Genomic DNA, 25,738 nt, shown 5'->3' on the forward strand with positions numbered 1-25,738 from the left:
CGCCCCCGCCCGGGGGGGCGGCGCCCGCCGCCCGCCGCCGGGGGGGGGCGCCCCGCCCCCCCCCCCCGGCCCGAGTCCGCCCGGCCCACCCCCTGATCTCCCAGAAGGTGTCGAACCATGACAGTCGCCATCGACCGAGCGACCGGCAAGCGGCGCGGTGAGCGAGACCCGCGGCCCGGGCTGGGCCGGCGCCTGAAGCACGGCTACCAGAAGCACTGGTACGCCTACGCGATGATCGCCCCGGTGGCGATCGTCCTCGGCGTCCTCGTGCTCTACCCCCTCGCCTACGGCTTCTACCTCACCCTCACTGACGCCGACAGCCTCAACACGGCCCGCACCATCGGCGTCAACGAGATCGAGGCCACCTACAAGTTCATCGGCCTCGACAACTACGCCGACATCCTGTGGGGCCCGACGGCCTACGACCGCTTCTGGTCGCACTTCCTGTGGACCATCGCCTGGACCGCGCTCTGCGTCGCCCTGCACTACTCCATCGGACTCGGCCTCGCGCTGCTGCTCAACCAGGAGCTCCGCGGCCGCACCCTCTACCGCATGATCCTCGTGCTGCCCTGGGCCGTCCCCACGTTCGTCACCGTCTTCGGCTGGCGCTTCATGCTCGCCGACGGCGGCATCGTCAACACCGCGCTCGACGCCCTGCACCTGCCCTCGCCGCTGTGGCTGGAGGACACCTTCTGGCAGCGGTTCGCCGCGATCATGGTGAACACCTGGTGCGGCGTGCCGTTCATGATGCTCTCGCTGCTCGGCGGCCTCCAGGCCATCGACACCTCGCTCTACGAGGCGGCCGAGATGGACGGGGCCGACGCCTGGCAGCGGTTCCGGTACGTCACCCTGCCGGGCCTGAGGTCCGTCAGCTCCACCGTCGTCCTCCTCGGCGTCATCTGGACCTTCAACCAGTTCGCCATCATCTTCCTGCTGTTCGGCGACACCGCCCCGGACGCGCAGATCCTCGTCACCTGGGCGTACTACCTCGGCTTCGGACAGCAGCCGCGCGACTTCGCCCAGTCGGCCGCCTACGGCATCCTGCTGCTGGCCGTCCTGATCGTCTTCACCTCCTTCTACCGCCGCTGGCTGAGCCGCAACGACGAGCAGCTCGCGATCTGAGGCAGGAGCCCCCATGAGCACCAGCACCGCCCCGACCTCCGTCGCGAAGACCGGCCGGCCCGCCGAGGCCGCCCCGGCGGGCGCCGTCCGCCGCCGCGGCCGGCGCGGCCTCCTCGCCACCGTCTCCACCCACGGCGTCCTGATCGTGGCGAGCCTCGTCGCCTTCTTCCCGGTCGCCTGGCTGATCTTCCTCTCCCTCGGCCCGGACAAGGACGACTACCTGCACCCCGGGGGGATCTGGCACAAGGCGACGTTCGACAACTACACGTTCGTCCTGGAGCACACCGCGTTCTTCGACTGGCTGAAGAGCACGCTCGTCGTCGTCCTCGGCACCACCGCCATCGGCGTGATCATCGCCGCCACCAGCGGCTACGCCGTCTCCCGGATGCGCTTCCCGGGCTACAAGAAGTTCATGTGGGTCCTGCTCGTCACCCAGATGTTCCCGGTCGCCGTCCTGATCGTGCCGATGTACCAGATCATGTCGGAGCTGCAGCTCATCGACACCTACCTCGGCCTGATCCTGGTCAACTGCACCACCGTCGTGCCCTACAGCGCCTGGCTGCTCAAGGGCTACTTCGACACCATCCCGTTCGAGATCGACGAGGCGGGACGCGTCGACGGGCTCAGCCCCTTCGGCGCCTTCCTGCGACTGATCCTGCCGCTGGCCAGGCCCGGCCTCGCGGTCGCCGCCTTCTACAACTTCCTCACCGCCTTCGGCGAGGTCGCCTTCGCCTCGACGTTCATGCTGTCCGACTCGAAGTACACCTTCGCCGTCGGCCTGCAGAGCTTCGTCAGCGAGCACGACGCCCAGCGCAACCTCATGGCCGCCACCGCGGTGCTGATCGCGATACCGGTCTCCGTCTTCTTCTACCTTGTCCAGAAGAACCTGGTGACCGGCCTCACCGCCGGCGGCACGAAGGGCTGACGTCCCACGAGGGCACAGACCACGTCGCCCACGCCGCCGAGAACCCCGCAGAACCCCGAACTCCCCATGACAGAAACCCGTTTACGCACCACCGAGGACGCCATGAGCCAGCAGCACTCCGCCGCCCCGGCCCCCACGCCCCGGCCCACCACGGCCGTCGCCACCGTCGCCCGGCACCGCGACTGGTGGCGGGACGCCGTGATCTACCAGGTGTACCCGCGCAGTTTCGCCGACAGCGACGGCGACGGCATGGGCGACCTGGAAGGCGTACGCGCCCGCCTCCCCTACCTGCGCGACCTCGGCGTGGACGCCGTGTGGCTCAGCCCCTTCTACGCCTCCCCCCAGGCCGACGCCGGCTACGACGTCGCCGACTACCGCGCCGTCGACCCGATGTTCGGCAACCTCCTCGACGCCGACGCGCTGATCCGCGACGCGCACCTGCTGGGCCTGCGCGTCATCGTCGACCTGGTCCCCAACCACTCCTCCGACCAGCACGAGTGGTTCCGGCGGGCGATCGCCGAGGGCCCCGGCTCGCCGCTCAGGGAGCGCTACCACTTCCTGCCCGGCAAGGGCGCGAACGGCGAACTCCCGCCCAACGACTGGGAGTCCATCTTCGGCGGACCCGCCTGGACGCGGATCACCGAGCCCGACGGCACGCCCGGCGAGTGGTACCTCCACCTCTTCGCCCCCGAGCAGCCCGACTTCGACTGGGAACACCCCGCCGTCGGCGACGAGTTCCGCTCCATCCTGCGCTTCTGGCTCGACATGGGCGTCGACGGCTTCCGCATCGACGTGGCACACGGCCTGGTGAAGGCGGAGGGCCTGCCGGACCTCGGAACCCACGACCAGGTGAAGCTGCTGGGCAACGATGTCATGCCGTTCTTCGACCAGGACGGCGTCCACGAGATCTACCGGCAGTGGCGGCTGCTGCTGGACGAGTACGCGGGCGACCACATCTTCGTCGCCGAGGCGTGGACGCCGACCATCGAGCGGACCGCCCACTACGTGCGGCCCGACGAGCTCCACCAGGCCTTCAACTTCCAGTACCTGTCGACCGCCTGGGACGCGAAGGAACTGCGGGAGGTCATCGACCGCACCCTGGACGCGATGCGTCCCGTCGGCGCCCCCGCCACCTGGGTGCTGTCCAACCACGACGTCACCCGGCACGCCACCCGCTTCGCCAACCCGCCCGGCCTCGGCACCCAGATCCGCACCGCCGGCGACCGCGAACTCGGCCTGCGACGGGCCCGGGCGGCCACCCTGCTGATGCTGGCGCTGCCCGGCTCGGCCTACGTCTACCAGGGCGAGGAGCTCGGCCTGCCCGACGTCGTCGACCTCCCGGACGAGGTGCGCCAGGACCCGGCCTACTTCCGGGGCGCGGGCCAGGACGGCTTCCGCGACGGCTGCCGGGTGCCGATCCCGTGGACGCGCGAGGGCTCGTCGTACGGCTTCGGCGGCGGGGGCAGCTGGCTGCCGCAGCCGGAGAACTGGGGCGAGCTGAGCGTCGAGGCGCAGGACGGCGTCCCGGGCTCGACGCTGGAGCTGTACCGCTCGGCGCTGGCCCTGCGCCGTGCCCGGCCGGACCTCGGCGCGGGCGACTCGGTGGAGTGGCTGCGCGCACCTGAGGGCGTTCTCGCCTTCCGCCGCGGCGAGTTCGTGTGCGTCGCCAACACCACGGGGGAGTCGGTGACGGTCCCCTCGTACGGCCGGATCCTGCTCGCCAGCGCTGAGCCGGCCGAGGCGGACGGCGAGGCGAAGGTGCCGGCGGACACGACGGTGTGGTGGACCGCCGCGACCAACGCCTGACGCGCGACGACCGCCTGCCGCGCGACGATCGCCGTACGACGATTCGGACGGCCGCCGACGGACGTGCGCAACAACTTCACCCGGCCCGCTGCCTTTTCAGGCGGCGGGCCTTTACCATCTCCGTCACCGCAAGTTCGTTGAAACATTCAGCAAGAGCCTTCAAAGGTGAAGGAACCCCACATGGCACGCAGATCCCTCTCCGGGGCGCTCGCCCTCGCGGCCGCCCTTGTCATGAACCCCACAACGGCACAGGCGTCCCCGCCCGGCGTCAAGGACGTCACCGCCGTCCTCTTCGAGTGGAACTTCGCCTCGGTGGCGAAGGAGTGCACCCGCACCCTGGGCCCCGCCGGCTACGGGTACGTCCAGGTCTCCCCGCCCGCCGAGCACATCCAGGGCCCGCAGTGGTGGACGTCGTACCAGCCGGTGAGCTACCGGATCGCCGGTCGGCTCGGTGACCGTACGGCCTTCCAGGACATGGTGAAGACCTGCCACGCGGCCGGCGTGAAGGTCGTGGTCGACACCGTGATCAACCACATGTCCGCGGGCAGCGGCACCGGCACGGGAGGCTCGTCGTACACCAAGTACGACTACCCGGGCCTGTACTCCTCCTACGACTTCGACGACTGCACCTCCCGGGTCACCGACTACCGGGACCGCTGGAACGTCCAGCACTGCGAACTCGTCGGCCTCGCCGACCTCGACACCGGCGAGGAGTACGTCCGCAAAACCATCGCCGGGTACATGAACGACCTGCTCACCCTGGGTGTCGACGGCTTCCGCATCGACGCGGCCAAGCACATCGACAGCGCCGACCTCGCCAACGTCAAGTCACGGCTGACCAACCCGAACGCTTACTGGAAGCAGGAGGTCATCCACGGCAGCGGAGAGGCCGTCCAGCCCACCGAGTACACGGGCAACGGGGACGTGCAGGAGTTCCGCTACGCCTACGACCTCAAGCGCGTCTTCAACAACGAGAACCTCGCCTACCTGAAGAACTACGGCGAGGGCTGGGGCTACCTCAACAGCTCGGGCGCCGGTGTCTTCGTCGACAATCACGACACCGAGCGCAACGGGTCGACCCTCAGCCACAAGGACGGGGCGAACTACACCCTCGCCAACGTCTTCATGCTGGCCTGGCCGTACGGCGCCCCGGACATCGACTCCGGCTACGAGTGGTCCGACGCGGACGCGGGTCCGCCGGGCGGCGGGACCGTCAACGCCTGCTGGCAGGACGGCTGGAAGTGCCAGCACGCCTGGCCGGAGATCATCCGCATGGTCGCCTTCCGCAACGCCGCACGAGGTGAGCCGGTCACCGACTGGTGGGACAACGGCGGCGACGCGATCGCCTTCGGGCGCGGCGGCAAAGGCTTCGTGGCCGTCAACCACGAGTCGGCCCCGCTCACTCGGACCTACCAGACCTCCCTCCCGGCGGGCACGTACTGCAACGTGCAGAACAACACCACGGTGAGCGTGAACTCCAGCGGCCGGTTGACCGCGACCCTCGGGTCCGACACCGCCCTGGCGGTCTACGCGGGCAAGAGCAGTTGCTGAGCAGGCGCTGAAAGTTCTTTCCTCTTGTTTCAGGGCTCTTGCAGTAAGTGTTTCGGCGGCGATACGGTCGCGCCGGGTCGGACCCGACAGAGCCGTCATCACAAGGAGTCGACGTCAGTGATACCCAGATGGCCGGTGCCTTCGAGGCGCCGTACCGCACACCCCGGACGGGTCGCCGCGGTCACCGTGACCGCGCTGGCCGCAGCCCTCGTCCAGCCCGTGGCGGCCAGGGCCGACACCCCGCCCGCGCCCCCGTCCGACGCGAAGCTGGCGAAGACCGCGTCCCGCCACGACCTCACCCGCGAGCAGTTCTACTTCGTCCTTCCGGACCGCTTCGCCGACGGTGACAGCGCCAACAACCGCGGCGGACTGACCGGTTCACGCCTCACCACCGGCTACGACCCCACCGACAAGGGCTTCTACCAGGGCGGCGACCTCAAGGGCCTCACCCGGAAGCTCGACTACATCAAGGGCCTGGGCACCACCGCCATCTGGATGGCCCCGATCTTCAAGAACCAGCCCGTACAGGGGACCGGCAACGACGCCTCGGCCGGCTACCACGGCTACTGGATCACCGACTTCACCCAGGTCGACCCGCACTTCGGGACGAACAAGGACCTGGAGACCCTCATAGACCGGGCCCACGCCAAGGGAATGAAGGTCTTCTTCGACGTCATCACCAACCACACCGCCGACGTCGTCGACTACCGGGAGAAGACCTACGACTACCTCTCCAAGGGCGCCTTCCCCTATCTGACGAAGGACGGCCGGCCCTTCGACGACACCGAACACGCCGGCGAGAAAGGCGAGTTCCCCGCCGTCGACGCCGACTCCTTCCCGCGCGTCCCGAAGGTCACATCGAACGCCAAGGTCCCCTCCTGGCTCAACGACCCGACGATGTACCACAATCGGGGCGACTCCACCTTCGCCGGCGAGAGCTCCGGCCACGGCGACTTCTCCGGCCTCGACGACCTGTGGACCGAACGCCCCGAGGTCGTCAGCGGCATGGAGAAGATCTACCAGCGGTGGGTGCGGGACTTCGACATCGACGGCTTCCGCATCGACACCGTGAAGCACGTCGACATGGAGTTCTGGACCCGGTGGGCGTCCGCCCTCGACGCCTACGCCGCCCAGCGCGGACGCGACGACTTCTTCATGTTCGGCGAGGTGTACTCCGCCGACACCGACGTCACCGCCCCGTACGTCACCCGGGGCCGCCTCGACGCCACCCTCGACTTCCCCTTCCAGGACGCCGCCCGCCAGTACGCCTCCCAGGGCGGCAGCGCGAGGAAGCTGGCGTCCGTCTTCGGCGCCGACCACAAGTACACGACCGACAAGGCCAACGCGTACGAACAGGTCACCTTCCTCGGCAACCACGACATGGGCCGCATCGGGACCTTCCTCAAGCAGGACGCCCCGAGGGCCACCGACGCCGAGCTGCTGAGGAAGGACCGCCTCGCCAACGAGCTGATGTTCCTCAGCCGGGGCAACCCGGTCGTCTACTACGGCGACGAGCAGGGCTTCACCGGCGCCGGCGGCGACAAGGACGCCCGCCAGACGATGTTCGCCTCACGCACCGCCGACTACCTCGACGACGACCAGCTCGGCACCGACCGCACCCACGCGAGCGACGCCTACGACACCCGGGCGCCCCTGTACCGGCAGATCGCGGCCCTGTCCGAGCTGCGCAAGGCCAACCCGGCCCTCGCCGACGGAGTGCAGACCGAGCGGTACGCGGCCGACGGCGCCGGCGTCTACGCCTTCTCCCGCACCGGAGCCGACAGGACCGAGTACGTCGTCGCGTTCAACAACGCCGGCGAGGCGAAGTCGGCGACCTTCGCGACCGGTTCGGCGAACATGGCGTTCCGGGGCGTCTACGGCGGCAAGGGCGTCCTGAAGACCGGCTCCGACAAGAAGCTCACCGTCACCGTCCCGGCCGGCTCGGCGATCGTCCTCAAGGCGGCGGGCAAGCTCGCCGAGCCCGCGGCCAAGCCCAGCATCACCCTGCGTGCCCCCGCCGCCGGAGCCACCGGCAGCGTCGAGCTGAGCGCCGACGTCGAGGGCGGGCAGCTCAACCGGGTCGTCTTCGCGGCCCAGGTCGGCAACGGCAAGTGGCGCACCCTCGGCTCCGCCGACCACGCCCCGTACAAGGTCACGCAGACCCTCGGCGAGGACGTACCGGCGGGCACGGCCCTGCGCTACAAGGCGGTCGCGATCGACTCGGCCGGACGGACGGCGAGCGCGACCGCGCAGAGCCTCACCGGCGCCCCTCCCGCGCCCGAGACCCCCACCGCGTCCTCCCGCGACCACGCGATCGTCCACTACAAGCGCACCGACGGCGACTACGCCGGCTGGGGCCTGTACGCCTGGGGCGACCTCGCCGACGGCGAGTCGACGAACTGGCCGGACAGTCACCCCTTCACCGGCCGGGACGCCTACGGGGCGTTCGCCTACGTGAAACTGAAGCCGGGCGCCTCGAACGTCGGCTTCCTCGTCATCGACGAGCAGGGCGGCAAGGACGTCTCGGCCGACCGCACGATCGACGTCACCAGGACGGGTGAGGTCTGGATCGAGCAGGGCGAGGAGACCGTACGGACCGAGCGGCCCGACTACCCCGCGCAGGACCGGAGCAAGGCCCTTCTGCACTACCACCGCGCCGACGGGACCTACGACGGCTGGGGACTGCACGTCTGGACGGGCGCAGCGCACCCCACCGAGTGGTCGAACCCCCTGAAGCCGGTGAAGACTGACCCCTATGGCGCTGTCTTCGAGGTGCCGCTCACCGAGGGTGCCACCAGCCTCAGCTACATCGTCCACAAGGGCGACGAGAAGGACCTGCCCACCGACCGGTCGCTGGACCTCACGGCGAACGGCCACGAGGTGTGGCTGTTGAGCGGCCAGGAGAAGCAGCTGCTGCCGCAGCCGGCGGGCAGCGCGGCCGCCCTCGACCTGACCACCTCCAAGGCGGTCTGGATCGACCGGGACACCGTCGCCTGGAACGGCTCCGAAGCCGCCGCCTCCACCCAGCTGCTCTACTCCCGCGACGGCTCGATCGAAGTGAAGGAGGGCACGCTCACCAGCGACGACGAGCGCTGGCTGCGGCTGTCCAGAACCACGCTCACCGACGCCCAGAAGGCGAGGTTCCCGCACCTGAAGGACCACACCGCCTGGTCCGTCGACCCGCGTGACCGCGACCGGGTGCGCGAGGCGCTGCGCGGCCAGCTCGTCGCCTCCCAACGGGCCGGGAACGGCGCCGTGCTCGCGGCGACCGGCGTGCAGATCGCCGGCGTGCTCGACGACCTTTACACGGGGGCGACCAAGGCCGAGCTCGGGCCGACGTTCCGCCACGGCCGTCCGACGCTGGCCGTCTGGGCGCCGACGGCACAGTCGGTGCGGCTGGAGCTCGACGGCTCCACGGTGCCGATGCGGCGCGACGACACCACCGGCGTCTGGTCCGTCACCGGCCCCGCGTCCTGGAAGAACAAGCCCTACCGCTACGTCGTCCGGGTCTGGGCGCCCAGCGTCCGCCAGATCGTCACCAACAAGGTCACCGACCCCTACTCGCTCGCCCTCACGGCGAACTCCGAGCGCAGCCTCCTCGTCGACCTGGCCGACAGATCACTCGCCCCCGAGGGCTGGTCGACGTACGCCAAACCCAGGGCCGTACCGCTCGGCGACGCCCAGATCCAGGAGCTGCACGTCCGGGACTTCTCCGTCGAGGACCGCACGGCGCGGCACCCCGGCGCCTACCTGGCCTTCACCGACCGGGACAGCGACGGCACGAGGCGCCTTCGGGAGTTGGCGAAGGCGGGCACGTCCCACGTCCACCTGCTGCCCGTGTTCGACATCGCCACCGTCCCCGAGCGCAAGGCCGACCAGGCGACCGTCGACTGCGACCTCACCGCCCACGCGCCCGACTCCGACCGGCAGCAGGCGTGCGTCGCCGAGACCGCCGCGCGGGACGCCTACAACTGGGGCTACGACCCCTACCACTACACGGTCCCCGAGGGCTCCTACGCCACCGACCCCGACGGAGCCGCCCGCACGGTGGAGTTCCGTCGGATGGTCAAGGCGCTCAACGAGGACGGCCTGCGGGTCGTCATGGACGTCGTCTACAACCACACCGCGGCCTCCGGGCAGGCCGCCACCAGCGTCCTCGACAAGGTCGTCCCCGGCTACTACCAACGGCTCCTGGCGGACGGCTCGGTGGCCGACAGCACCTGCTGCGCCAACACCGCCACCGAGAACGCCATGATGGGCAAGCTGGTCGTCGACTCGGTCGTCACCTGGGCCAGGCAGTACAAGGTCGACGGCTTCCGCTTCGACCTCATGGGCCACCACCCGAAGGCCAACATCCTCGCCGTGCGCGAGGCCCTCGACGCGCTCACCCCCGAGAAGGACGGCGTCGACGGCAAGGCGGTCATCCTGTACGGCGAGGGCTGGAACTTCGGCGAGGTCGCCGACGACGCCCGCTTCGTCCAGGCCACGCAGAAGAACATGGCGGGCACCGGCGTCGCCACCTTCTCCGACCGCGCCCGGGACGCCGTCCGCGGCGGCGGCCCCTTCGACGAGGACCCCGGGATCCAGGGCTTCGCCTCCGGGCTCTGGAGCGACCCCAACTCCTCGCCCGCAGGCGGCACCGAGGCCGAGCAGAAGGCCCGGCTGCTGCACTACCAGGACCTGATCAAGGTCGGCCTCAGCGGCAACCTCGCCGCCTACCGCTTCACCGACAGCGCCGGCCGGGAGGTCACCGGCGCCGAGGTCGACTACAACGGCAGCCCCGCCGGCTACGCGCACGCCCCCGGCGACGCCCTCGCCTACGCCGACGCCCACGACAACGAGTCGCTCTTCGACGCCCTCGCCTTCAAACTGCCCGCGGCGACGAGCGCCGACGACCGGGCCAGGATGCAGGTCCTCGCCCTCGCCACGGCCACCCTGTCGCAGGGTCCCGCCCTCTCCCAGGCCGGCGCCGACCTGCTGCGCTCCAAGTCCCTGGACCGCAACTCCTATGACAGCGGCGACTGGTTCAACGCCATCCACTGGAACTGCGCCGACGGCAACGGCTTCGGCCGCGGACTGCCGCCCGCCGCCGACAACCGGGCCAAGTGGCCTTACGCCAAACCCCTGTTGACCAGCGTCCGGGTCGGCTGCCCCCAGATCGAGGCCACCTCCGCCGCCTACCGCGACCTGCTGCGCATCCGTACGACGGAGAAGGCGTTCTCCCTCCGCACGGCCGCGGCGGTGCAGTCGGCGCTGTCCTTCCCGCTGTCCGGCCGTGAGGAGACCCCAGGAGTGATCACCATGGCGCTCGACGACCTCGTCGTCGTCTTCAACTCGACGCCCACCACCCAGCGGCAGCGGATCACCTCGCTCGCCGGGACCGGCTACCGCCTGCACCCGGTGCAGGCGGCGGGCGCGGACCCTACCGTCAAGTCTTCGACATATGAAGCGGAATCGGGCACGTTCGCCGTTCCGGGGAGGACCGTGGCGGTCTTCTCCCGCACACGCTAGACAAGGGCTTACCTTGGTGGAGCGGACCACGGACGCGGTCCGCTCCACCAGGGTGCCCGAGGGCTGACACATGGACGTCGACGGCAAGCGGACCGACGCGACCGTCCTGGTCGTGGACGATGTACCGGCCAGCCGGTTCGCCATGGGCGCACTGCTGCGCCGCGCCGGGCACCAGGTCGTCCCCGTGGCCAGCGGCCGGGAGGCGCTCGTCGAACTCGACGCGCGGCTGCGCCAGGGCGCGCTGCCCGATGTGGCCCTGGTCGACGTGGACCTGCCGGACATGAGCGGCTTCGACCTGTGCCGCCGGCTCAAGGCCCGCCCGCACATGGCGGGATTACCCGTCGTGCACTTCTCGGCCGCCGCGCTCGCCTCCGGCGACCGCTGCCAGGGCCTGGACGCGGGCGGCGAGGCCTATCTGACGATGCCCGCCGAACCCGAGGAGATCGCCGCCGTCGTCCGGGCCGCCGTGCGCGCCGCCCGGCTGCGGGCCGGCGACCAGGCGCTGGCCCGCAGACTGTCCCTGCTGTCGGAGACCATCGTCACCGTGCAGTCGGCGCGCTCCCTGCAGGAACTCGCCGACGCCGCCGCCGAGGGCGCCGGGCGGCTCACCGGCGGACCCGCCGCCGTCTTCGTCCTCGCCCCGGACGACGAGCTCTACCGCGGCGCCTCCCGGGACCGCACCTCCCTCGCACCGCCCGGCGCGGACGCCCACCGCACCGTGGCCGCGCTGCTGCGCCGGCTCACCCGCGGACAGGCCGGGGTGCAGATCACCACCGTGCCCGCCCCGCTGTGGCCCGCCGGCTTCTTCCGGCCCGGCCTCCAGCACGACGCCCGCCTGGTGCTGGTGCCCACCCAGGACGGCAGGGCGTCGGTGTGCCTCGCCACCCCCACCCGTGACGTGCGCAGGGTCAACCCCGAGCGGGAGGCGGTGGCCGCCCGGCTCGCGCAGGCCGCCGCGCTCGCCGCCCAGCCGCTGCTCATGTACCAGGTCGAGCGGCACGTCGCCCTCACCCTCCAGCACAGCTTCCTGCCCCAGCCGCACCGACTGCCCGAACTGCCCGGCGTCGACATCGCGGTGCGCTACGTGCCCGCCTCCCGGGACACCGAGATCGGCGGCGACTTCTACGCCGTCCAGCGCACCGCCGACGGCGTGCTCACCGCCGTCGGCGACGTCGTCGGGCACTCGCTGGAGGCGGCCACCGTCATGGTCGAGATCCGGCACGCGCTGCGTGCCTACTGCGTCGACGAGAGCGACCCGGCGGTGCTCGCCGAGCGCCTGGACCGGATGCTCCAGCACCACCACCCCGAGGTCACCGCGACGGTGTGCCTGGCGCTGATCGACCCCGGCACCGGAGAGACCCGCGTCGCCAACGCCGGTCACATCCCGCCGCTCGTCGTCCGCGACGACCGCGGCGCCGACTACGTCAAGGCCGCCGGCCCCCTGCTCGGCCTGGGCGTGCCCCATCCGCCGCCCACCGAAATGCTCCTGGAGCCCGGCGACCGGCTCCTCATGGTCACCGACGGTCTGATCGAGACCCGGGGCGTCGACCTCGCCGTCTCCATGGAGCACCTGCGGGCCGCGGCGGCCGGCGCGCTGCCCGGCCTGGACGCCCTGTGCGACACCCTGCTCGGCTGCTTCGGCCACGACCGGGACGACGACATCGCGATGCTGGCGCTGAGCCGCACCGGCTGAGAACAGGCCCTGAAGGCTGCCCCGCAATCCCTGCCCTAGGGTGATCGCGACCCCAGAACAGGAGTGCCCATGCCGCAGATCACCGTCGACTACTCCGACCGGCTCGCCGACGACTTCGACCGGCCCGGATTCGCCCGGGCGCTGCACGACGCCGTCGTCGACATCGCGGCCGCGAAGCCGCCCGCCTGCAAGACGCAGTTCCGCCGCACCGAGGACGCCGTCGTCGGCCCCGACACCGAGGGACACGCCGTCGTCCACGTCCACATCGGGCTGCTGGCCGGCCGCAGCGAGGAGACCAGGTCCCGGCTGACCGACGCCGTGCTGGACCTGCTGCGCGAGTACGTCAAGCCCGCCGCGGGACTGGCCGTGCACGCCTCCGCCGAGGTGCGCGACCTCGACCCGTCGTACCGCAAGTACGACGCCTGACCTGGTCAGGACGCCAGCGCGATGAGCCCGGCCGCCAGTGTGCCGAAGGGGCCGTCGGCCGGCTCGTCGCCCAGGACGGGCCGCAGCAGCTCACGCAGCCGCGGGTCATGGGCGGCGCTCACCGCCGCGAGGGCGGCGAAGTCCTGCACGAGCTGCACCTCCAGCTCCTCGCGCGGGATGCGCCGCCCGTCCAGCCACAGCAGCGCGGTCGACTCGGCCAGGGAGATCCAGGAGCGGACGACCAGTTCCAGACGCGGGGGCGGATCACAGACGCCCAGATGCGACAGGATCTGTTCGTAGGCGGCCTGACGCACGGAGTCGATGAGCGCGTTCGTGGTCGAGACATGACTGATGGTGTCAGCCGCTCCGGCGGAGACCGCCGGGCCGCCGCGCATCAGGGCGGAGAAACCGGGACCGTGCGCGTCGACGAAGTCGAAGAACCGGCCCATCACCCGCAGCAGCCGCGCTCCCAGCGGCCCTTCGTGCGGCTCGGCGAACCGGCCCGCCAGATCCTGCGCGGCACGCTGCAACGCGGCCTCGTACAGGCTGAGTTTGCCGGGGAAGTAGTGGTAGACGAGAGGGCGGGAGATACCGGCGGCCGCGGCTATCTCGTCGATGGAGACCTCGTCGGGCGAACGACGGGCGAACAGTTCGAGGGCGACGCCGATCAACTGCTGCCGACGCTCCTCCACGCCCATCCTGCGGCGGACCCCGGTAGTCATAAGACCACCCTACCGATCGAATCCGGCCGCGAACGGACCGGACCGCTCACAGTGTTCGCTACCGCAGTCCGCTGATCGACCGGCCGCCCTTCAACGTCCCCTCCAGATCCGCCCGGGCGCCCCGCTTCGTCCGTACGGCCAGCAGGTTGCCGCCCGACTTCCCGCGCACCCCGCCGGTCGCCCGCACCGACGCGGCCCCGCTGTCACCGGCCGCGAGGAGGTACCAGGAACCGGCCTCGGACTTCCACAGCACGCCCGCAAGGACATGCGGGTCGCGCGGACCGCACGCCGGCACGTCCCCGGCCGCCGCCACGACCGCCCCGAACAGACCGCCCGGCGTGCGGAACTGCGCCAGCACCCGCGTCCCGTCGCCCCGCCAGGTCTCCGCACGGGTGCACACCCAGCCGCCGGAGCCGCTCCCGTCGGGCAACGGCTGTCGCGCGTACGCCCAGGCGTTGACCGACCGCACGCCCTGCGCGCGCGCCTCGCCCAGCGAGCAGGCGAACGGCGCCCAGGCGCGCAGCGCCTCCGCGCCCGTCGCGTCCTTCGGCGCGGCCGGCCGGCCGGCGGTGATCCGGGCGGGGAGGATCTCGCCGAGGTCGCTCAGCAGGTACGAGCCGGAGGCGTCGGACAGTTGCATCACGTTCCACGTGGTGCAGGCCCCGGCGCGGGTCGCGGGACTGGCCAGCGGCGAGGTGACGCCGCCGGTCAGCGTCAGGTCCATCAGTCCCGCGCCCGGCTTCGACAGGTCCCGCTCGGCCGCCTTGCGCACCCAGGGCGCCGTCAGATAGCGGACGTTGCCGTCGGCCCGGTCCAGCACCACCGCGCCCGCCTCCGGGCCGAGCGCGCCGTTCGCCCGCGCGAGGTCGAGGGCGGCGCCGGCCGTGCCGTTCTCCGGCTCGGCGTAGCGGACGATGCGCAGACCGTCGTAGAGGATCACCACGCGCGCGACGCCGACGTCACCCGCGTAGAGCAGTTGGGGCGGGCCGGAGGGGCCGCCGGCCGGGGTGCCGGGGGTCGCCGAGACCCGGACCTCGTCACCGGGGCGGGCCCAGACGGCGAGGGCCCGGCGCAGCAGCGCTTCGTCGCCGGTGAGGCCGCCGCGCGCGGGCCACATGGAGAAGTCGGCGCGGGTCGCGGTCTTCCAGGCGACGGGGGAGACCCGGACCAGCCGTCCCGGGTCCAGGGCGGCCTCCGCCGCGGGGTTTCGCGCGTACGGCGGGGCGGCGGCGCCCTCAGGGCCCCAGCCGCGGTCGGGCAGCGCGAACAGCGCGCCGCACACGGCGAGCGCGGCCGCGGCGGCGAGCGCGGCCCGGGTGTGCCGGCGGCGGCGCATCAGGTCGGTGGGGCGGGCCTGGAGCGAGCAGGGGTCGAACTCGGGGGACGCCAGAAGGGAGTGAGGGGCGGGGACGGCGCCGGCCGCGTCCACCGCGGCGTCCACGTCGTCCACCCCGGCCTCCGCCAGCGCCCTGCGCACCTCCGTGTCGTCGAGTCGCTCCAGGCCGCGCAGCACGTAGGCGGCCCTGGCCGGGGCCGACAGCGCGGCCAGCGACTGGTCCAGGGCGAGTTCCTCGGCGCCGCCGGAACGGGGGAAGAGGCGCAGCCCCCACACCATGGGCAGCACCGGCGGCACCAAGGCGTGCCGGGACCTGCGGGCCCGCTGCTTCAGCGGCAGACCGGCCTCCAGCGCCGAGCGCACCACGCGCAGCCGGACGTAGCCGTAGCCGGCGTCGCCGTCGCGGGCGGCGGACTGGGCCGGGATCACGGGGGCCGGAGAGCCGGGGCGGGGCAGGGCGCGCTGGGCGAGGGCGTGCGCGGTCAGGACGCGCCGGCCGCGGCCGAGGTCCGGGGAGAGCACCAGGTAGGCGATCCGCACGAGACGCGGGTAGTGCTCGACGAGCGCGGCCTCGGCCTGCTCGACGTCGACGATCCGATCGGCGACGGATCCGGACACGGGGCGCGGGACGACATCCTGTGGCTGCACGCCCAGGGCAACGATCGAGGCGACGGATGGTCACCGAGGCGAGTGGCTGGGCGGGGGCGGGTTGGCTGCCGAGTGGGCCGGCTGTCGTGCCGGGCGAGCCCCTGGGCCGGGGGCGTCGCGGTGAGCGGCCCGCCGGTCGGGTGGCCCGGTCGGGGAGCTGCCCGGCCGGGCGCCGTCACACCGGCCGGGGGAGGGCGGCCGTTGCAGCTGGGGCGGCCCCCGGGCGGGGCAGCCCCGCCCGGCCGGCCTCCCGCAGGGTCAGTTCTCCGGTTCGGTCAGTGCCCGGGCGTAGTTCGCCATCGACCGCTGGTAGCGGGGGAGATGGGCGGCCAGGGACTCCAGGACCAGGGCGAGGCCCTCGCGGTCGCGGCCGAGGCTCGACAGGCACAGCGCGAGCGTCGCGCGGACGGCGTCGTCCAACTCGTCGGACGGAGCGTCCAGTTCCGGGGTGAGGAGCTTGACGCCTTCCTCCGGTTGCCCCACGTTCCGCAGGGAGCTGGACAGTTGGATCTTCGCGCGTCGCCCCCGGTACCCGTCGAGACCGCCCGCGAGCGCCTCCCGGTACAGCGGGACCGCGCGGTCGGAGTGCCCGGTCGAGTCCCAGGCGCACGCCCGCTCGAACAGACCGGCCGGGCTGTCCGCCGGCAGCTCCGCGACCAGCGCGTCGATCACGGCCCGGAAGTCGGCCGCGTCCTGCTCGCCGTAGGTGTCGAAGGTGGCCCAGGCGGCGTCCACCCGGTCGTGCCATGCTCGGTCGTCGTGATTCACCGGCCCACCTTGGCACGGTCGGGGCCGCCGGGGCACCGGTATTTTGAGCGGACCGTGCGCGGGAGCCGTATCCAGAACGAGGCTCTTCCAGGGAGGACGGACAGATGAAGGTGACCCGACCGATACTCGCGGCGGCCGGCGCCGTGGCGGCGCTCGTGCTGACCGGCTGCGGCGGCTCCGGCGGTTCCGGCGGTGACGCGCGGGCCGTCCCCGAAGCCGCCACGGGCAGCCTGGAGCAACTGGCCGCCGAAGTGAAGTGCAAGCCGAACATGCAGACGGACGCGGACGAACTGCGCCAGGCCATCTGCAAGAACCCCGAAGGCAAGTTCATCCTCGTCACCTTCGCCACCGACCGCGGACAGCGCGAGTGGATCAACGGGGCGAAGGACTACGGCGGTCACTACCTCGTCGGCCGCAAGTGGGTCGCCGTGGGCGAGACGACCGGCACCGTGACGGCGCTGCGCAAGAAGCTCGGCGGCGACATCGAGGAGGGCACGGACCACTCGGCGCACACGGGGTCGCACGAAGGCCACGAGGGCTCGGCCGAGCCCTCCGCCGGGGCGACGCACTCCGGCCACTGAACCGGCTGCCGAAGTCCTCGCTCAGGAAGCTCACGCAAGACGGACACAGCGCGAAGGCCGGCGGTGAGGAAATCTCACCGCCGGCCTTCGGCGTTTCACGACCGGACCGCCGGGGGCGCGGTCCTAGGCCGTCACTGGCACTTCTGGCCGTTGTTGATGCAGTTGACCATCTTGTTCATCAGGTTCTTCGAGAAGAAGTTGATGAAGTCGTTGTGGTCGGTGATCGGCTTGTGCAGGTTCTCCGGGAAGGAGTCCACCGCGTACGCGTTCACGACCTGGCCGTTCTGGATCTTGGGAGCCGGAACGTTGTAGACCAGTCGGACCTGCAGCTGGGGGATCGCCTTGAAGCCGTTCGCGCAGTTGCCGTCACCCTGCACGAAGGACACGTGCGTACGGTGGTTGGCGCTGTCGATGTTCTGACCGTCCCAGCAGCTCTGGAAGTTGGTCGTGCGGACGACCTGGCTGCCCTGCGGGCAGATCGGGTACTTGTCCTTCAGCTGCACCTTGTTCTCGAAGCCGGTGCAGCTCCAGTTCACGTTGGCGTTGGCGTTGCCGTTGACGAAGGCCTTCGCGTCACCGGTGATGATGCGCAGGGCCGTCGGCATCGCGACGACGTTGCCCTTCTTGTTGCCGACGAACTTCAGCTGCGCCTGGGCGGGCTGAAGGATCTTGCCGACGTTGCCTTCCTTGCCGCCGCCGTCCTTGTTCTGGTCGAAGTCCTGCGAACCGTCCTGGACGCGGAGGACCGGCCAGAAGTACGAGGACTTGTCGCCCTGGTTCTGGCAGCTGGTGCCGGCGCCCGCCAGCTCCTGGTCGCTCGCGAAGGCGTCGTTGTTCTGGTTGCCGACGTAGTCGTGCAGGTGGTGCGCGCCGTTGGTGACACCGGGGGCCACGATCACGTTGTCCGTGTTGTGGTTGTCGTTGCCGTTGGTGCCGCACTTGGTGGTGAAGGAGCCCTTCGAACCACCGTTGCCGTTGGCGGCGAGACCGTTCTGGCCGACACCGAGCTGGGCGTTGTTCCCGGCCTTGGTGATGTCCACGAAGTCCGCCGCGACCGGGCCGTTGCCGCCCTGGCCGCCGTTGCCCTGCTGACCGCCGTTGTTGCCCTGCTGGCCGCCGTTGTTGTTCTGGCCGCCGTTTTGCTGCTGGCCGCCGTTGTTGTTCTGCTGGCCACCGTTTTGCTGCTGGCCGCCATTGTTCTGCTGGCCGCCGTTCTGCTGCTGGCCGCCGTTGTTGTTCTGGCCGCCGTTCTGCTGCTGGCCACCGTTGTTCTGCTGGCCACCGTTGTTCTGCTGGCCGCCGGCGTTGGTCTGGACGACCTGCGGCGTGCAGGCGGAGAGCTGGTTCAGGTTGGCGGCCTGCCCGCCGGCCCGCTGGATGTTGATCCGGATGCGGTCGATCGTGGCGGCCCGCTTTTCCTTCAGGGGACCGAGGATCGCGTTGTTCACGAATCCGGGGTCGCCCGCCTGGGCCTGACGGGTGGAGGCGAGCCGGGCGTAGGCTTCGGTGATCTGCTTGTCCAGCAGCGCCAACTCCTGGTCGACACCCGAGCGTGCGCCCTTGGGCACGTTGGTCAGCTTCTGCCCCACGTCGGGGCAGGAGATGGTCGCCACCTGCCCGGCCGCGGCCTTGACCTGGTTGTTCTGCGACGAGTTCTTCTCGTGCGCGGAAGCGTAGAAATTCGCCCAGACAAGCCCGCCCCCACCGAGCGCTAGGGCCGCCGATGCTGCTATGGCCTTGCCGGCCATCGATGAACGGCGCTTACGTGTGTTGCGTCCCATGGAACTCCTCTGACTTCCTTGCGGGGCAGCATTGAGGCGCCCGACAGGAGTGAAGCGGCGTCCATCCATACGCATGCCGCCCCGGAGGTGTTCAGCGGTCTCAGAAATTGATGAGAGGTCCGTGGAACAATTCGACCCCAACGCCCCCACAGGTGACATAGTCAACGTGCCTTTATCTCGGGGGAGTTGTGTGGATCACGCGTCCTGGTCCAGGCGGGCGAGCACCTTCGCCTCCACCTCCGGGTCCAGTCCCTTGGTCGTCCGGTCGGGACGCTGGGGCGCGGTGCCGCCGATCGCGCCCAGCCAACGCCAGGTGTCGGCGACCGTCTCCTCGACGGGCCGGCAGTCCAGCCCCGTGGCCACCGCCCGTGAGACGTCCGCGGCGTACACGCCGTCGTGCAACTCGCTGTCCGGCGGCACCCACATCGGCAGCTGCGTCCACGGCTCGATGCCCGCGTCCAGAATCGTCTGCGGCTCGGCCCAGCGCAGTTCGGCCGCCCCGCCGGTGATCCGCACGCAGGATTCGAGCAACTCGCCCATGGTCGCGTGTCTCTGAGGGCTCATCAGGTTGTAAGGGCCGCTCAGTTCCCGCTCCACCGCCCCGAGGATCCACTCGGCGAGGTCGCGGACGTCGATGTACTGCAGCGGCAGCTCGTGCGGCCCCGGCGCCAGGACCGGGCCGCCGCGGGCCATCCGGGTCAGCCACCAGGGCAGCCGGCCGACGTTCTCGTACGGACCGATGATCAGCCCCGCCCGCACCAGCACCGAGGCCTCGGCCCCGAACGCGCCGATCGCGGCCAGCTCGCCGCCCCGCTTGTCCCGGGCGTAGTCGGTCTTCTCCGCGTCGGGTTCGGCGCCCTCGACCACGGCCGCGTCCTCGGCGTACCCGGCGGGCGGGGCGTACGCATACACCGAGCAGCTCGACACGTACACGTACCGGCGGGCGCGGTCCCGCAGCAGCCGCGCCGCCTCGTCGACCGCGCGGGGCGCCCCCGACCAGGTGTCGACGACGGCGTCCCACTCGCCCTCCGCGAGGGCGGAGAGGCCCTCCGGCGCGGTGCGGTCGCCCACCAGCGACCGCGCCCCGGCGACGGGCGTGTGCCGCCCCCGGTTGAAGACCGTCACGTCCCAGCCGCGCCCGAGGGCCGCTTCCACGACGGCCCGTCCCACGAACTCCGTACCACCCAGCACCAGTAGTCTCATGCCGGTGACTGTGCCCGGACCGGGCGCCGGAGGGAACCTCGGTCTGCCGACGGCAGAACGGGCCGCCGCAACGGGGTGCCGGGAGGCCGGCGCCCGGTCACCCCTCGGTCGGGGGCGTGTACTTGTAGCCGACCCGGCGCACCGTCTGGATCGAGTGGCGGTGCTGCGCGCCCAGCTTGCGGCGCAGCCGGGCGATGTGGACGTCGACCGTGCGGCCGTCGCCCACGTGGCCGTAACCCCACACGGTGGTGACGAGCTGGTCGCGCGTGTGCACCCGGTTCGGGTGCGCCACGAGGTGGGCGAGCAGCTCGAACTCCAGGTAGGTCAGGTCGAGTTCCCGCCCGTCGACCCAGGCGTTGCGCTGCACGGGGTCGACCCGCACGGGCCGGTCGTCCGCGTCCGCGTCCGCCTCCGCCGCGGCCGTCACCGGGGCGGCGGTGTCCTCCGGCCGGTCGGGCACCGCCCTCGGCAGGAAGGACGGCTGCTGGTCGGCCGGGACGAGCACCAGGTAGCCGACCATCTCGGGTCGTCCGGGCAGGGCGGGCAGAGTGTGCTGCGGGGCGGGCAGCCAGGTGGCGCCCGGCGGGAGGAAGTCCGCGACGTCCACCACCTCGTCCCGGTCCACGGCCCGCAGCCGGTGACGGGCGGTCACGGGGGCGGTCCCGGCGCCGGAGACGGCGGGGGCGGTGAGGGGAGCGGCGGAGAGAGAACGAATGGTCGCCATGAGAGGTCAGCTCTTTCGCGCGAGGAGTTCGTCGGGAGGACGACGGCCGCGATTCGTGGTCGGGCTCGTCGAGGGACGTACGTCGTGCGCGCTGGCCGAAGGCCGGGGTGTACGGCTTTAGAGGGCCGGCGCGTTCCTCGCGCGGCAACACACCCGGTCGAAGTCGTGCTGCTGACGGGAAGGCCAGAAGGGCTCGAGGTCGTAGCGACCCGAGGCGCAGAACTTCTGGAAGCCGGTCATGAGCCCATTGAAGCAGACACACGCCTGTCACAGCAGACTCCTCTCACAGCTTGGACGCCTCGCGGGCGTGCGGCGTGGCGGGAAGTCGCCGTCGACGGGGGCGCGGCCGCCGCCCGGAGACGCCGAAGGGGCGCCCACCGCCGACGGTGGGCGCCCCTTCCGGGAGCGGGAGGAGGATCAGACCTGGCCGGCCTTCTCCAGGGCGGAGCAGCAGGTGTCCACCAGCAGACGGGTCACCGTGTACGGGTCGACGTTGGCGTTGGGGCGGCGGTCCTCGATGTAGCCCTTGCCGTCCTTCTCGACCTGCCACGGGATGCGCACCGAGGCGCCGCGGTCGGAGACGCCGTAGGAGTACTCGTTCCACGGGGCGGTCTCGTGCAGGCCGGTCAGGCGGTCGTCGATGCCGGCGCCGTAGTTCTTGACGTGGTCGAGCGGCTTGGAACCCTCGCCGAGCGACTCGCACGCCGTGATGATCGCCTCGTAGCCCTCGCGCATGGCCTTGGTCGAGAAGTTGGTGTGCGCGCCGGCGCCGTTCCAGTCGCCCTTGACCGGCTTGGGGTCGAGGGTCGCGGAGACGCCGAAGTCCTCGGCGGTGCGGTAGAGCAGCCAGCGGGCCACCCACAGCTGGTCGGAGACCACCAGCGGGGACAGCGGGCCGACCTGGAACTCCCACTGGCCGGGCATGACCTCGGCGTTGATGCCGGAGATGCCCAGACCCGCCTTCAGGCAGTTCTCCAGGTGCGCCTCGACGACGTCACGGCCGAAGATCTCGTCCGCGCCGACACCGCAGTAGTAGCCGCCCTGGGGGGCCGGGAAGCCGCCCTTGGGGAAGCCGAGAGGGTAGCCGTCCTTGAAGAAGGTGTACTCCTGCTCGATGCCGAAGATCGGCTCCTGGTCCGCGAACCTCTCGGCGACCTCGGCCAGCGCGGCGCGGGTGTTGGTGGCGTGCGGGGCGAGGTCGATGTCGAGGACCTCACACAGCACCAGGATGTCGTCGCCGCCGCGGATCGGGTCGGGACAGACGAAGACCGGCTTGAGCACACAGTCCGAGGCGTGGCCCTCGGCCTGGTTGGTGGAGGACCCGTCGAAGCCCCAGATCGGCAGCTCGGCACCCTTGGCGTCGTCCGCGAGGATCTTCGTCTTCGAGCGAAGCTTGGCGGTCGGCTCGGTGCCGTCGATCCAGATGTACTCAGCCTTGAAGCTCACGGGCCACATCCTTCGGGGGTGTGTCAGGGGGCGATGCGGGTGCTGCGGCGCTGCGGCACTGGGGCGCCGCGGTTGATGTGCGCGAGCCTGTCAACAGGCGATTTCCCGGCCGTTGCCCGAGTGTGAACCCCGTGTTACCTGGTGGTGCCGTGGTCCGCCGTACGGCGTCAGACCGCCCGCGCGCGTGCGGCGGCTCGTATGCGAGCGGGTCCCGCCTGTTCGTGGCCGCGAACAGACGGGACCCGCTGCGACACGTACGAGGTGACGGCCCGGGCGGGCGAGCTGCTCGTGGGAAGACGGACGTCCGGCCGGACGTGTCCCTCACGCGCCCCCGCTCGCCGCGCCCTCCGGTAGGGGCCGGCGCCTCAGCGGGTCACCTCTCGTCGCCGCCTCACCCCACCTTCTCGATCACGGCCCGGCGGATCAGGAACTTGCCGGGCTCACGGACCTGTTCGAAGGCCGCGTTGTTCAGCAGCACGCAGCTGCCGGACACCGACGTCACCTCGACGGTCGTGGACTTGTTGTTGTCGAGGTTGGTGACCTTGAGCTTCGTCCCCGCGGGGAACTGGTTGCTGGACGCGGCCGGGGCGCCCGCCTCGCCGGACAGGGTGACCGTCGAGCCGTTGCAGACCTGCTGACCGGCGGCGGCGCCACCGGCGCCGCCGCCGGTCCCGGCGGGGGCGCTCTGCGCGGGGGGTGTCGCGGGCTGGGCGGGTTGCGCGGGCTGGGCCGACTGCGCCGGCTGCGTCGTCTGGGAGTCCTGAGCCGACTCCCCGACGACACAACCGGACGCCTCCTGCTGCACCTTGATCTGCGCGACGACCGCCTCACGGTTGGCGATCCTGGCCGCCGACTGTGCGTCGGGCTTGGCCTGCTGGTCCGCGATGAACCGCTGGTTGTTGCCGAGAGCGGTGGCGAGACCCTGACATACGGTCGACTCGGCGGCCGTCTGAGGGCTCTGCGCGGCGTTCGACGTGGTCGCCATGACGAAGGCCCCGCCTCCCGCCACGCTCGCGGCGCTCACGAACAGAGCGAGCTTCTTCTTCGTACTGAGAGTTCTCCTGCGCGACATGCGCGCCTCCTGAGAGGTAGGGGAGCGTACGCCGCTATGTACGAGATCCCGAACGAGGTCACTCAGCGGTCACGGGAGCCGGTCGAGTGGTGCGCGTCACAAATGCGCCCCGTGAAGCGGGGGTTACCGGGACAGAGCGTCACGAACGGCTTCGTCCGTGCGGGCCACGACCGCCGTGCCGTCGTCCGCCGTGATGATCGGGCGCTGGATGAGCTTGGGGTGCCGGGCGAGCGCAGTGATCCACCGCTCGCGTGAACCGGCGTCCCGCGCCCATTCCTTGAGCCCGAGCTCCTCGGCCTCGGCCTCCCCGGTGCGGGTGATGTCCCACGGCTCCAGGTTCAGCCGGTCGAGCACGCCCCTGATCTCGTCCTCGCTCGGCACGTCCTCCAGGTAGCGGCGGACGGTGTACTCGGCTCCTTCGGCGTCGAGCAGGCTCAGCGCGCTGCGGCACTTGGAACAGGCGGGGTTGATCCAGATCTCCATGGGTTCACGGTATCCGGAAGGAGCGCGGCCGGAACGCTCGGGGAGGCCTCGAAAGCCCTTGTGGCCAGGGGCTTTTGTCAGTGGCGGGCAGTAGAATAGAAGCAGTGTTCGAGGGTCCCGCCGGAGTCGCCGGCGGGCGCCCTGACCGCGACAGGAGGATGCCCGTGCCCGCTGCCGCACTCGACCTGCCCCACGTCCCCGTCCAGAAGAGGGCGCTGCCGCCCGGCCGGCCGCGCGACTGGTACATCACCCACAACCGCCGCCTGAAGGCGATGCGCCTCGCCATCGCCCTGCTCGACTCCGGCGTCTACCTCCCGGGCCAGGCCCGCAACGAGAAGATCCGCAGCACGGCCCGGCTCCTCGGCATCCACCCGCCGTCGGACACGACGTGCCACATGGTGCGAGCCCTGATGCGCTACTCGAGGTGACCCCACAGCCGGGCGCCCCACTCCAACGGCCCGCGCCCGGCCCCCCTCCACCGTCCCGCACCTCCGCCGCCCGCCCGACTACCGGGCCGCCGGACCCCCCGGCGTCACGGCGACGCCGTACCTCACCGACGCCTCCGCCACGTACGCCTCCAGGCGTTCGCCGCGCTCACCCAGGCCGGTCAGCAGCGTCGTCGTGAACTTCTTCGCGTCGGTCGGGTGGTCCCGGAACCACAGCCCCAAGCGGTGCTCCGCCTCGGGGAGTTCAAGGCGGGTGTACTGCGCGCGTGTCGCGAGGGCCTCCTGCACGGCCTCCGTCACCGCCGCCGGGATCACCGTGTCCGTGCCGGGCACGGCGAGCACCGCGCGGCCCTCGAACCCGCGCAGCACCGAGAGCGCGGGTGAGTCCCGCCAACTGTCCGCTGTGCGGATGACCGCGCTGAAGCGCCCGTCCCCGTCGCCGAACGGCTCCTCCCATGCCTCGCCCGCGTACACCGCCGGCGCGCACAGCCCCACCGCGGCCACCCGCCCGCCGTAGTGCGCGACCAGATCGGCTACCGTCTGCCCGCTCATGCTGAACCCGACCAGCACCAGCGCCCCGTCCGCCGGGACGAACGCGTCGATCACCGAGACGGCCTGCTCGAACCGCTGCCGCAGGCTCGACTTCCGCAGCTCACCGCTGCTTTCACCGTGCCCGGAGAAGTCGAAGGCGAGGGAGCGGCAGCCCTGCGCCGCGAACTCGCCCAGCAGCGGCAGGAGTCGGTCCGCGCTGCTGTCGCCGGCGCCGTGCAGAAGGACGGCGGTCGCCACGGCGTCCGGGCTGCCACCGCCGTGGACGCCGCTGAGGCGTTCACCGCCGTGCTCGTGCCGGAAGGCCGTCAGGGAGAGGGGCTGCTCGCTCATCCGCCCATTCACTCACGCCGCTCACCTCACTCGGAGCGCCGTCCCGCGCCGAAAAGGAGATGCACGGCGAGTGACGGGATCCCTACGCTGAGAGCACCCCCCACCGCATCGCACCACCCACACCCCACCCCTCACGCCGTACGACCACGCACAGCCACCCGAACCCCCGCCCAGGAAGGAGGCACACCATGGGTACCGTCGTCCTCTCCGCAACCGTCGTCCTGGTGGTCCTGGGATTCGGCAACCACCTGTACTGGCTCGCCGCCGTCGCCGTCCTGTTCCTCTACGTGCGTCACGGATGCGACGCGTCCTCCCCGGCTGCTCCCGGCCCCGCCGCGAGTGCCGGGCCGACCTCCTACAAGGCCTACCGCGACCGCCGCGACCAGCAGGCCAAGTGGGAGCGGCGCTACCGCCGTGAGCGTCCCGTCGAGTCCCGGCGACAGGGCCGCGAGCGCGCCGACTGAGGCACACCGGGGCCAACTCCCCAGCCAGGACCGGCGTCACAGTGACGCCGGTCCTAGGAGTTGTCTTCAAAAGTCACGCCCACATCAGGAGCGAGGCGAGGGTGACAGCTGCCTGGTAGGACTCGGCGGTCTTGTCGTAGCGGGTCGC

20 protein-coding genes are annotated in these 25,738 nt (G+C 71.3%); 10 read left to right on the forward strand and 10 right to left on the reverse strand.

Features of this window, described 5'->3' with window-relative positions; translation table 11 throughout:
- The first annotated feature begins 117 nt into the window (after positions 1–117).
- The 7 genes from ACIRS4_RS25255 to ACIRS4_RS25285 all read left to right on the forward strand — a co-directional run bounded on the left by ACIRS4_RS25255 (position 118) and on the right by ACIRS4_RS25285 (position 13,034).
- Positions 118–1,122 (forward strand): carbohydrate ABC transporter permease, encoded by a 1,005-nt coding sequence (locus tag ACIRS4_RS25255; RefSeq protein ID WP_404200058.1) that lies wholly within the window; start codon positions 118–120, stop codon positions 1,120–1,122.
- Between the two features lie 13 nt (positions 1,123–1,135).
- Positions 1,136–2,047 (forward strand): sugar ABC transporter permease, encoded by a 912-nt coding sequence (locus ACIRS4_RS25260; protein ID WP_404200061.1) that lies wholly within the window; start codon positions 1,136–1,138, stop codon positions 2,045–2,047.
- Positions 2,048–2,149: 102 nt separating this feature from the next.
- Positions 2,150–3,853 carry a glycoside hydrolase family 13 protein gene (locus ACIRS4_RS25265; protein WP_404200064.1) on the forward strand — a complete coding sequence of 568 codons (1,704 nt, stop codon included), beginning with the start codon at positions 2,150–2,152 and terminating at the stop codon, positions 3,851–3,853.
- Between the two features lie 180 nt (positions 3,854–4,033).
- The gene (locus ACIRS4_RS25270; RefSeq protein ID WP_404200067.1) at positions 4,034–5,404 is read left to right on the forward strand and encodes an alpha-amylase family protein; all 1,371 of its coding nucleotides are present in this window, start codon (positions 4,034–4,036) and stop codon (positions 5,402–5,404) included.
- Between the two features lie 117 nt (positions 5,405–5,521).
- A complete protein-coding gene (pulA, locus tag ACIRS4_RS25275) occupies positions 5,522–10,915 on the forward strand; it encodes a pullulanase-type alpha-1,6-glucosidase (protein ID WP_404200070.1) in 5,394 nt (1,797 codons plus the stop codon).
- Between the two features lie 70 nt (positions 10,916–10,985).
- On the forward strand, positions 10,986–12,608 hold the full coding sequence (locus ACIRS4_RS25280) for a SpoIIE family protein phosphatase (protein ID WP_404200073.1): 1,623 nt from the start codon (positions 10,986–10,988) through the stop codon (positions 12,606–12,608).
- A 69-nt stretch (positions 12,609–12,677) separates the two neighbouring features.
- Positions 12,678–13,034 (forward strand): 5-carboxymethyl-2-hydroxymuconate Delta-isomerase, encoded by a 357-nt coding sequence (locus ACIRS4_RS25285; protein ID WP_404200076.1) that lies wholly within the window; start codon positions 12,678–12,680, stop codon positions 13,032–13,034.
- A gap of 5 nt (positions 13,035–13,039) precedes the next feature.
- Here ACIRS4_RS25285 and ACIRS4_RS25290 read toward each other — a convergent pair whose 3' ends face one another.
- The 3 genes from ACIRS4_RS25290 to ACIRS4_RS25300 form a co-directional block, all read right to left on the reverse strand.
- Positions 13,040–13,756 (reverse strand): TetR/AcrR family transcriptional regulator, encoded by a 717-nt coding sequence (locus tag ACIRS4_RS25290; RefSeq protein WP_404200078.1) that lies wholly within the window; start codon positions 13,754–13,756, stop codon positions 13,040–13,042.
- 58 nt (positions 13,757–13,814) lie between these two features.
- On the reverse strand, positions 13,815–15,740 hold the full coding sequence (locus ACIRS4_RS25295; RefSeq protein ID WP_404200081.1) for a hypothetical protein: 1,926 nt from the start codon (positions 15,738–15,740) through the stop codon (positions 13,815–13,817).
- A gap of 258 nt (positions 15,741–15,998) precedes the next feature.
- Positions 15,999–16,508 carry a tetratricopeptide repeat protein gene (locus tag ACIRS4_RS25300; RefSeq protein ID WP_404200084.1) on the reverse strand — a complete coding sequence of 170 codons (510 nt, stop codon included), beginning with the start codon at positions 16,506–16,508 and terminating at the stop codon, positions 15,999–16,001.
- A 104-nt stretch (positions 16,509–16,612) separates the two neighbouring features.
- Between ACIRS4_RS25300 and ACIRS4_RS25305 the strand changes: the two genes are divergently transcribed.
- Entirely contained in the window at positions 16,613–17,089 is a 477-nt protein-coding gene (locus ACIRS4_RS25305) for a hypothetical protein (RefSeq protein ID WP_404200087.1), read from the forward strand.
- 131 nt (positions 17,090–17,220) lie between these two features.
- Here the strand turns inward: ACIRS4_RS25305 and ACIRS4_RS25310 are convergent, their stop codons facing one another.
- From ACIRS4_RS25310 to ACIRS4_RS25335, 6 genes are all read right to left on the reverse strand, one after another.
- Positions 17,221–18,870: a DUF1996 domain-containing protein gene (locus ACIRS4_RS25310; protein WP_404200090.1), complete on the reverse strand. Its 1,650-nt coding sequence runs from the start codon at positions 18,868–18,870 to the stop codon at positions 17,221–17,223.
- 195 nt (positions 18,871–19,065) lie between these two features.
- Positions 19,066–20,073, reverse strand: coding sequence for an NAD-dependent epimerase/dehydratase family protein (locus tag ACIRS4_RS25315; protein WP_404200093.1), 1,008 nt, complete (start codon positions 20,071–20,073; stop codon positions 19,066–19,068).
- Positions 20,074–20,170: 97 nt separating this feature from the next.
- Positions 20,171–20,797 carry a winged helix-turn-helix domain-containing protein gene (locus ACIRS4_RS25320; RefSeq protein WP_404200096.1) on the reverse strand — a complete coding sequence of 209 codons (627 nt, stop codon included), beginning with the start codon at positions 20,795–20,797 and terminating at the stop codon, positions 20,171–20,173.
- A 417-nt stretch (positions 20,798–21,214) separates the two neighbouring features.
- The gene (glnII, locus tag ACIRS4_RS25325; RefSeq protein ID WP_404200099.1) at positions 21,215–22,243 is read right to left on the reverse strand and encodes a glutamine synthetase; all 1,029 of its coding nucleotides are present in this window, start codon (positions 22,241–22,243) and stop codon (positions 21,215–21,217) included.
- A 391-nt stretch (positions 22,244–22,634) separates the two neighbouring features.
- Positions 22,635–23,315, reverse strand: coding sequence for a hypothetical protein (locus ACIRS4_RS25330; protein WP_404200102.1), 681 nt, complete (start codon positions 23,313–23,315; stop codon positions 22,635–22,637).
- A 123-nt stretch (positions 23,316–23,438) separates the two neighbouring features.
- Positions 23,439–23,798, reverse strand: coding sequence for an arsenate reductase family protein (locus ACIRS4_RS25335; RefSeq protein ID WP_404200105.1), 360 nt, complete (start codon positions 23,796–23,798; stop codon positions 23,439–23,441).
- A gap of 158 nt (positions 23,799–23,956) precedes the next feature.
- Here ACIRS4_RS25335 and ACIRS4_RS25340 point away from each other — a divergent pair, with 158 nt between their 5' ends.
- Positions 23,957–24,226, forward strand: coding sequence for a hypothetical protein (locus ACIRS4_RS25340; RefSeq protein WP_351093392.1), 270 nt, complete (start codon positions 23,957–23,959; stop codon positions 24,224–24,226).
- Between the two features lie 78 nt (positions 24,227–24,304).
- Here the strand turns inward: ACIRS4_RS25340 and ACIRS4_RS25345 are convergent, their stop codons facing one another.
- The gene (locus ACIRS4_RS25345) at positions 24,305–25,126 is read right to left on the reverse strand and encodes an alpha/beta hydrolase (RefSeq protein WP_404200109.1); all 822 of its coding nucleotides are present in this window, start codon (positions 25,124–25,126) and stop codon (positions 24,305–24,307) included.
- A gap of 188 nt (positions 25,127–25,314) precedes the next feature.
- On the opposite strand from ACIRS4_RS25345, the gene ACIRS4_RS25350 reads away from it, so the two are divergent.
- Positions 25,315–25,590 carry a hypothetical protein gene (locus ACIRS4_RS25350; RefSeq protein WP_404200111.1) on the forward strand — a complete coding sequence of 92 codons (276 nt, stop codon included), beginning with the start codon at positions 25,315–25,317 and terminating at the stop codon, positions 25,588–25,590.
- Positions 25,591–25,738: the final 148 nt, after the last annotated feature.

The organism is Streptomyces sp. NPDC101166, assembly GCF_044768125.1.
In the GTDB taxonomy this organism is placed as follows: Bacteria; Actinomycetota; Actinomycetes; order Streptomycetales; family Streptomycetaceae; genus Streptomyces.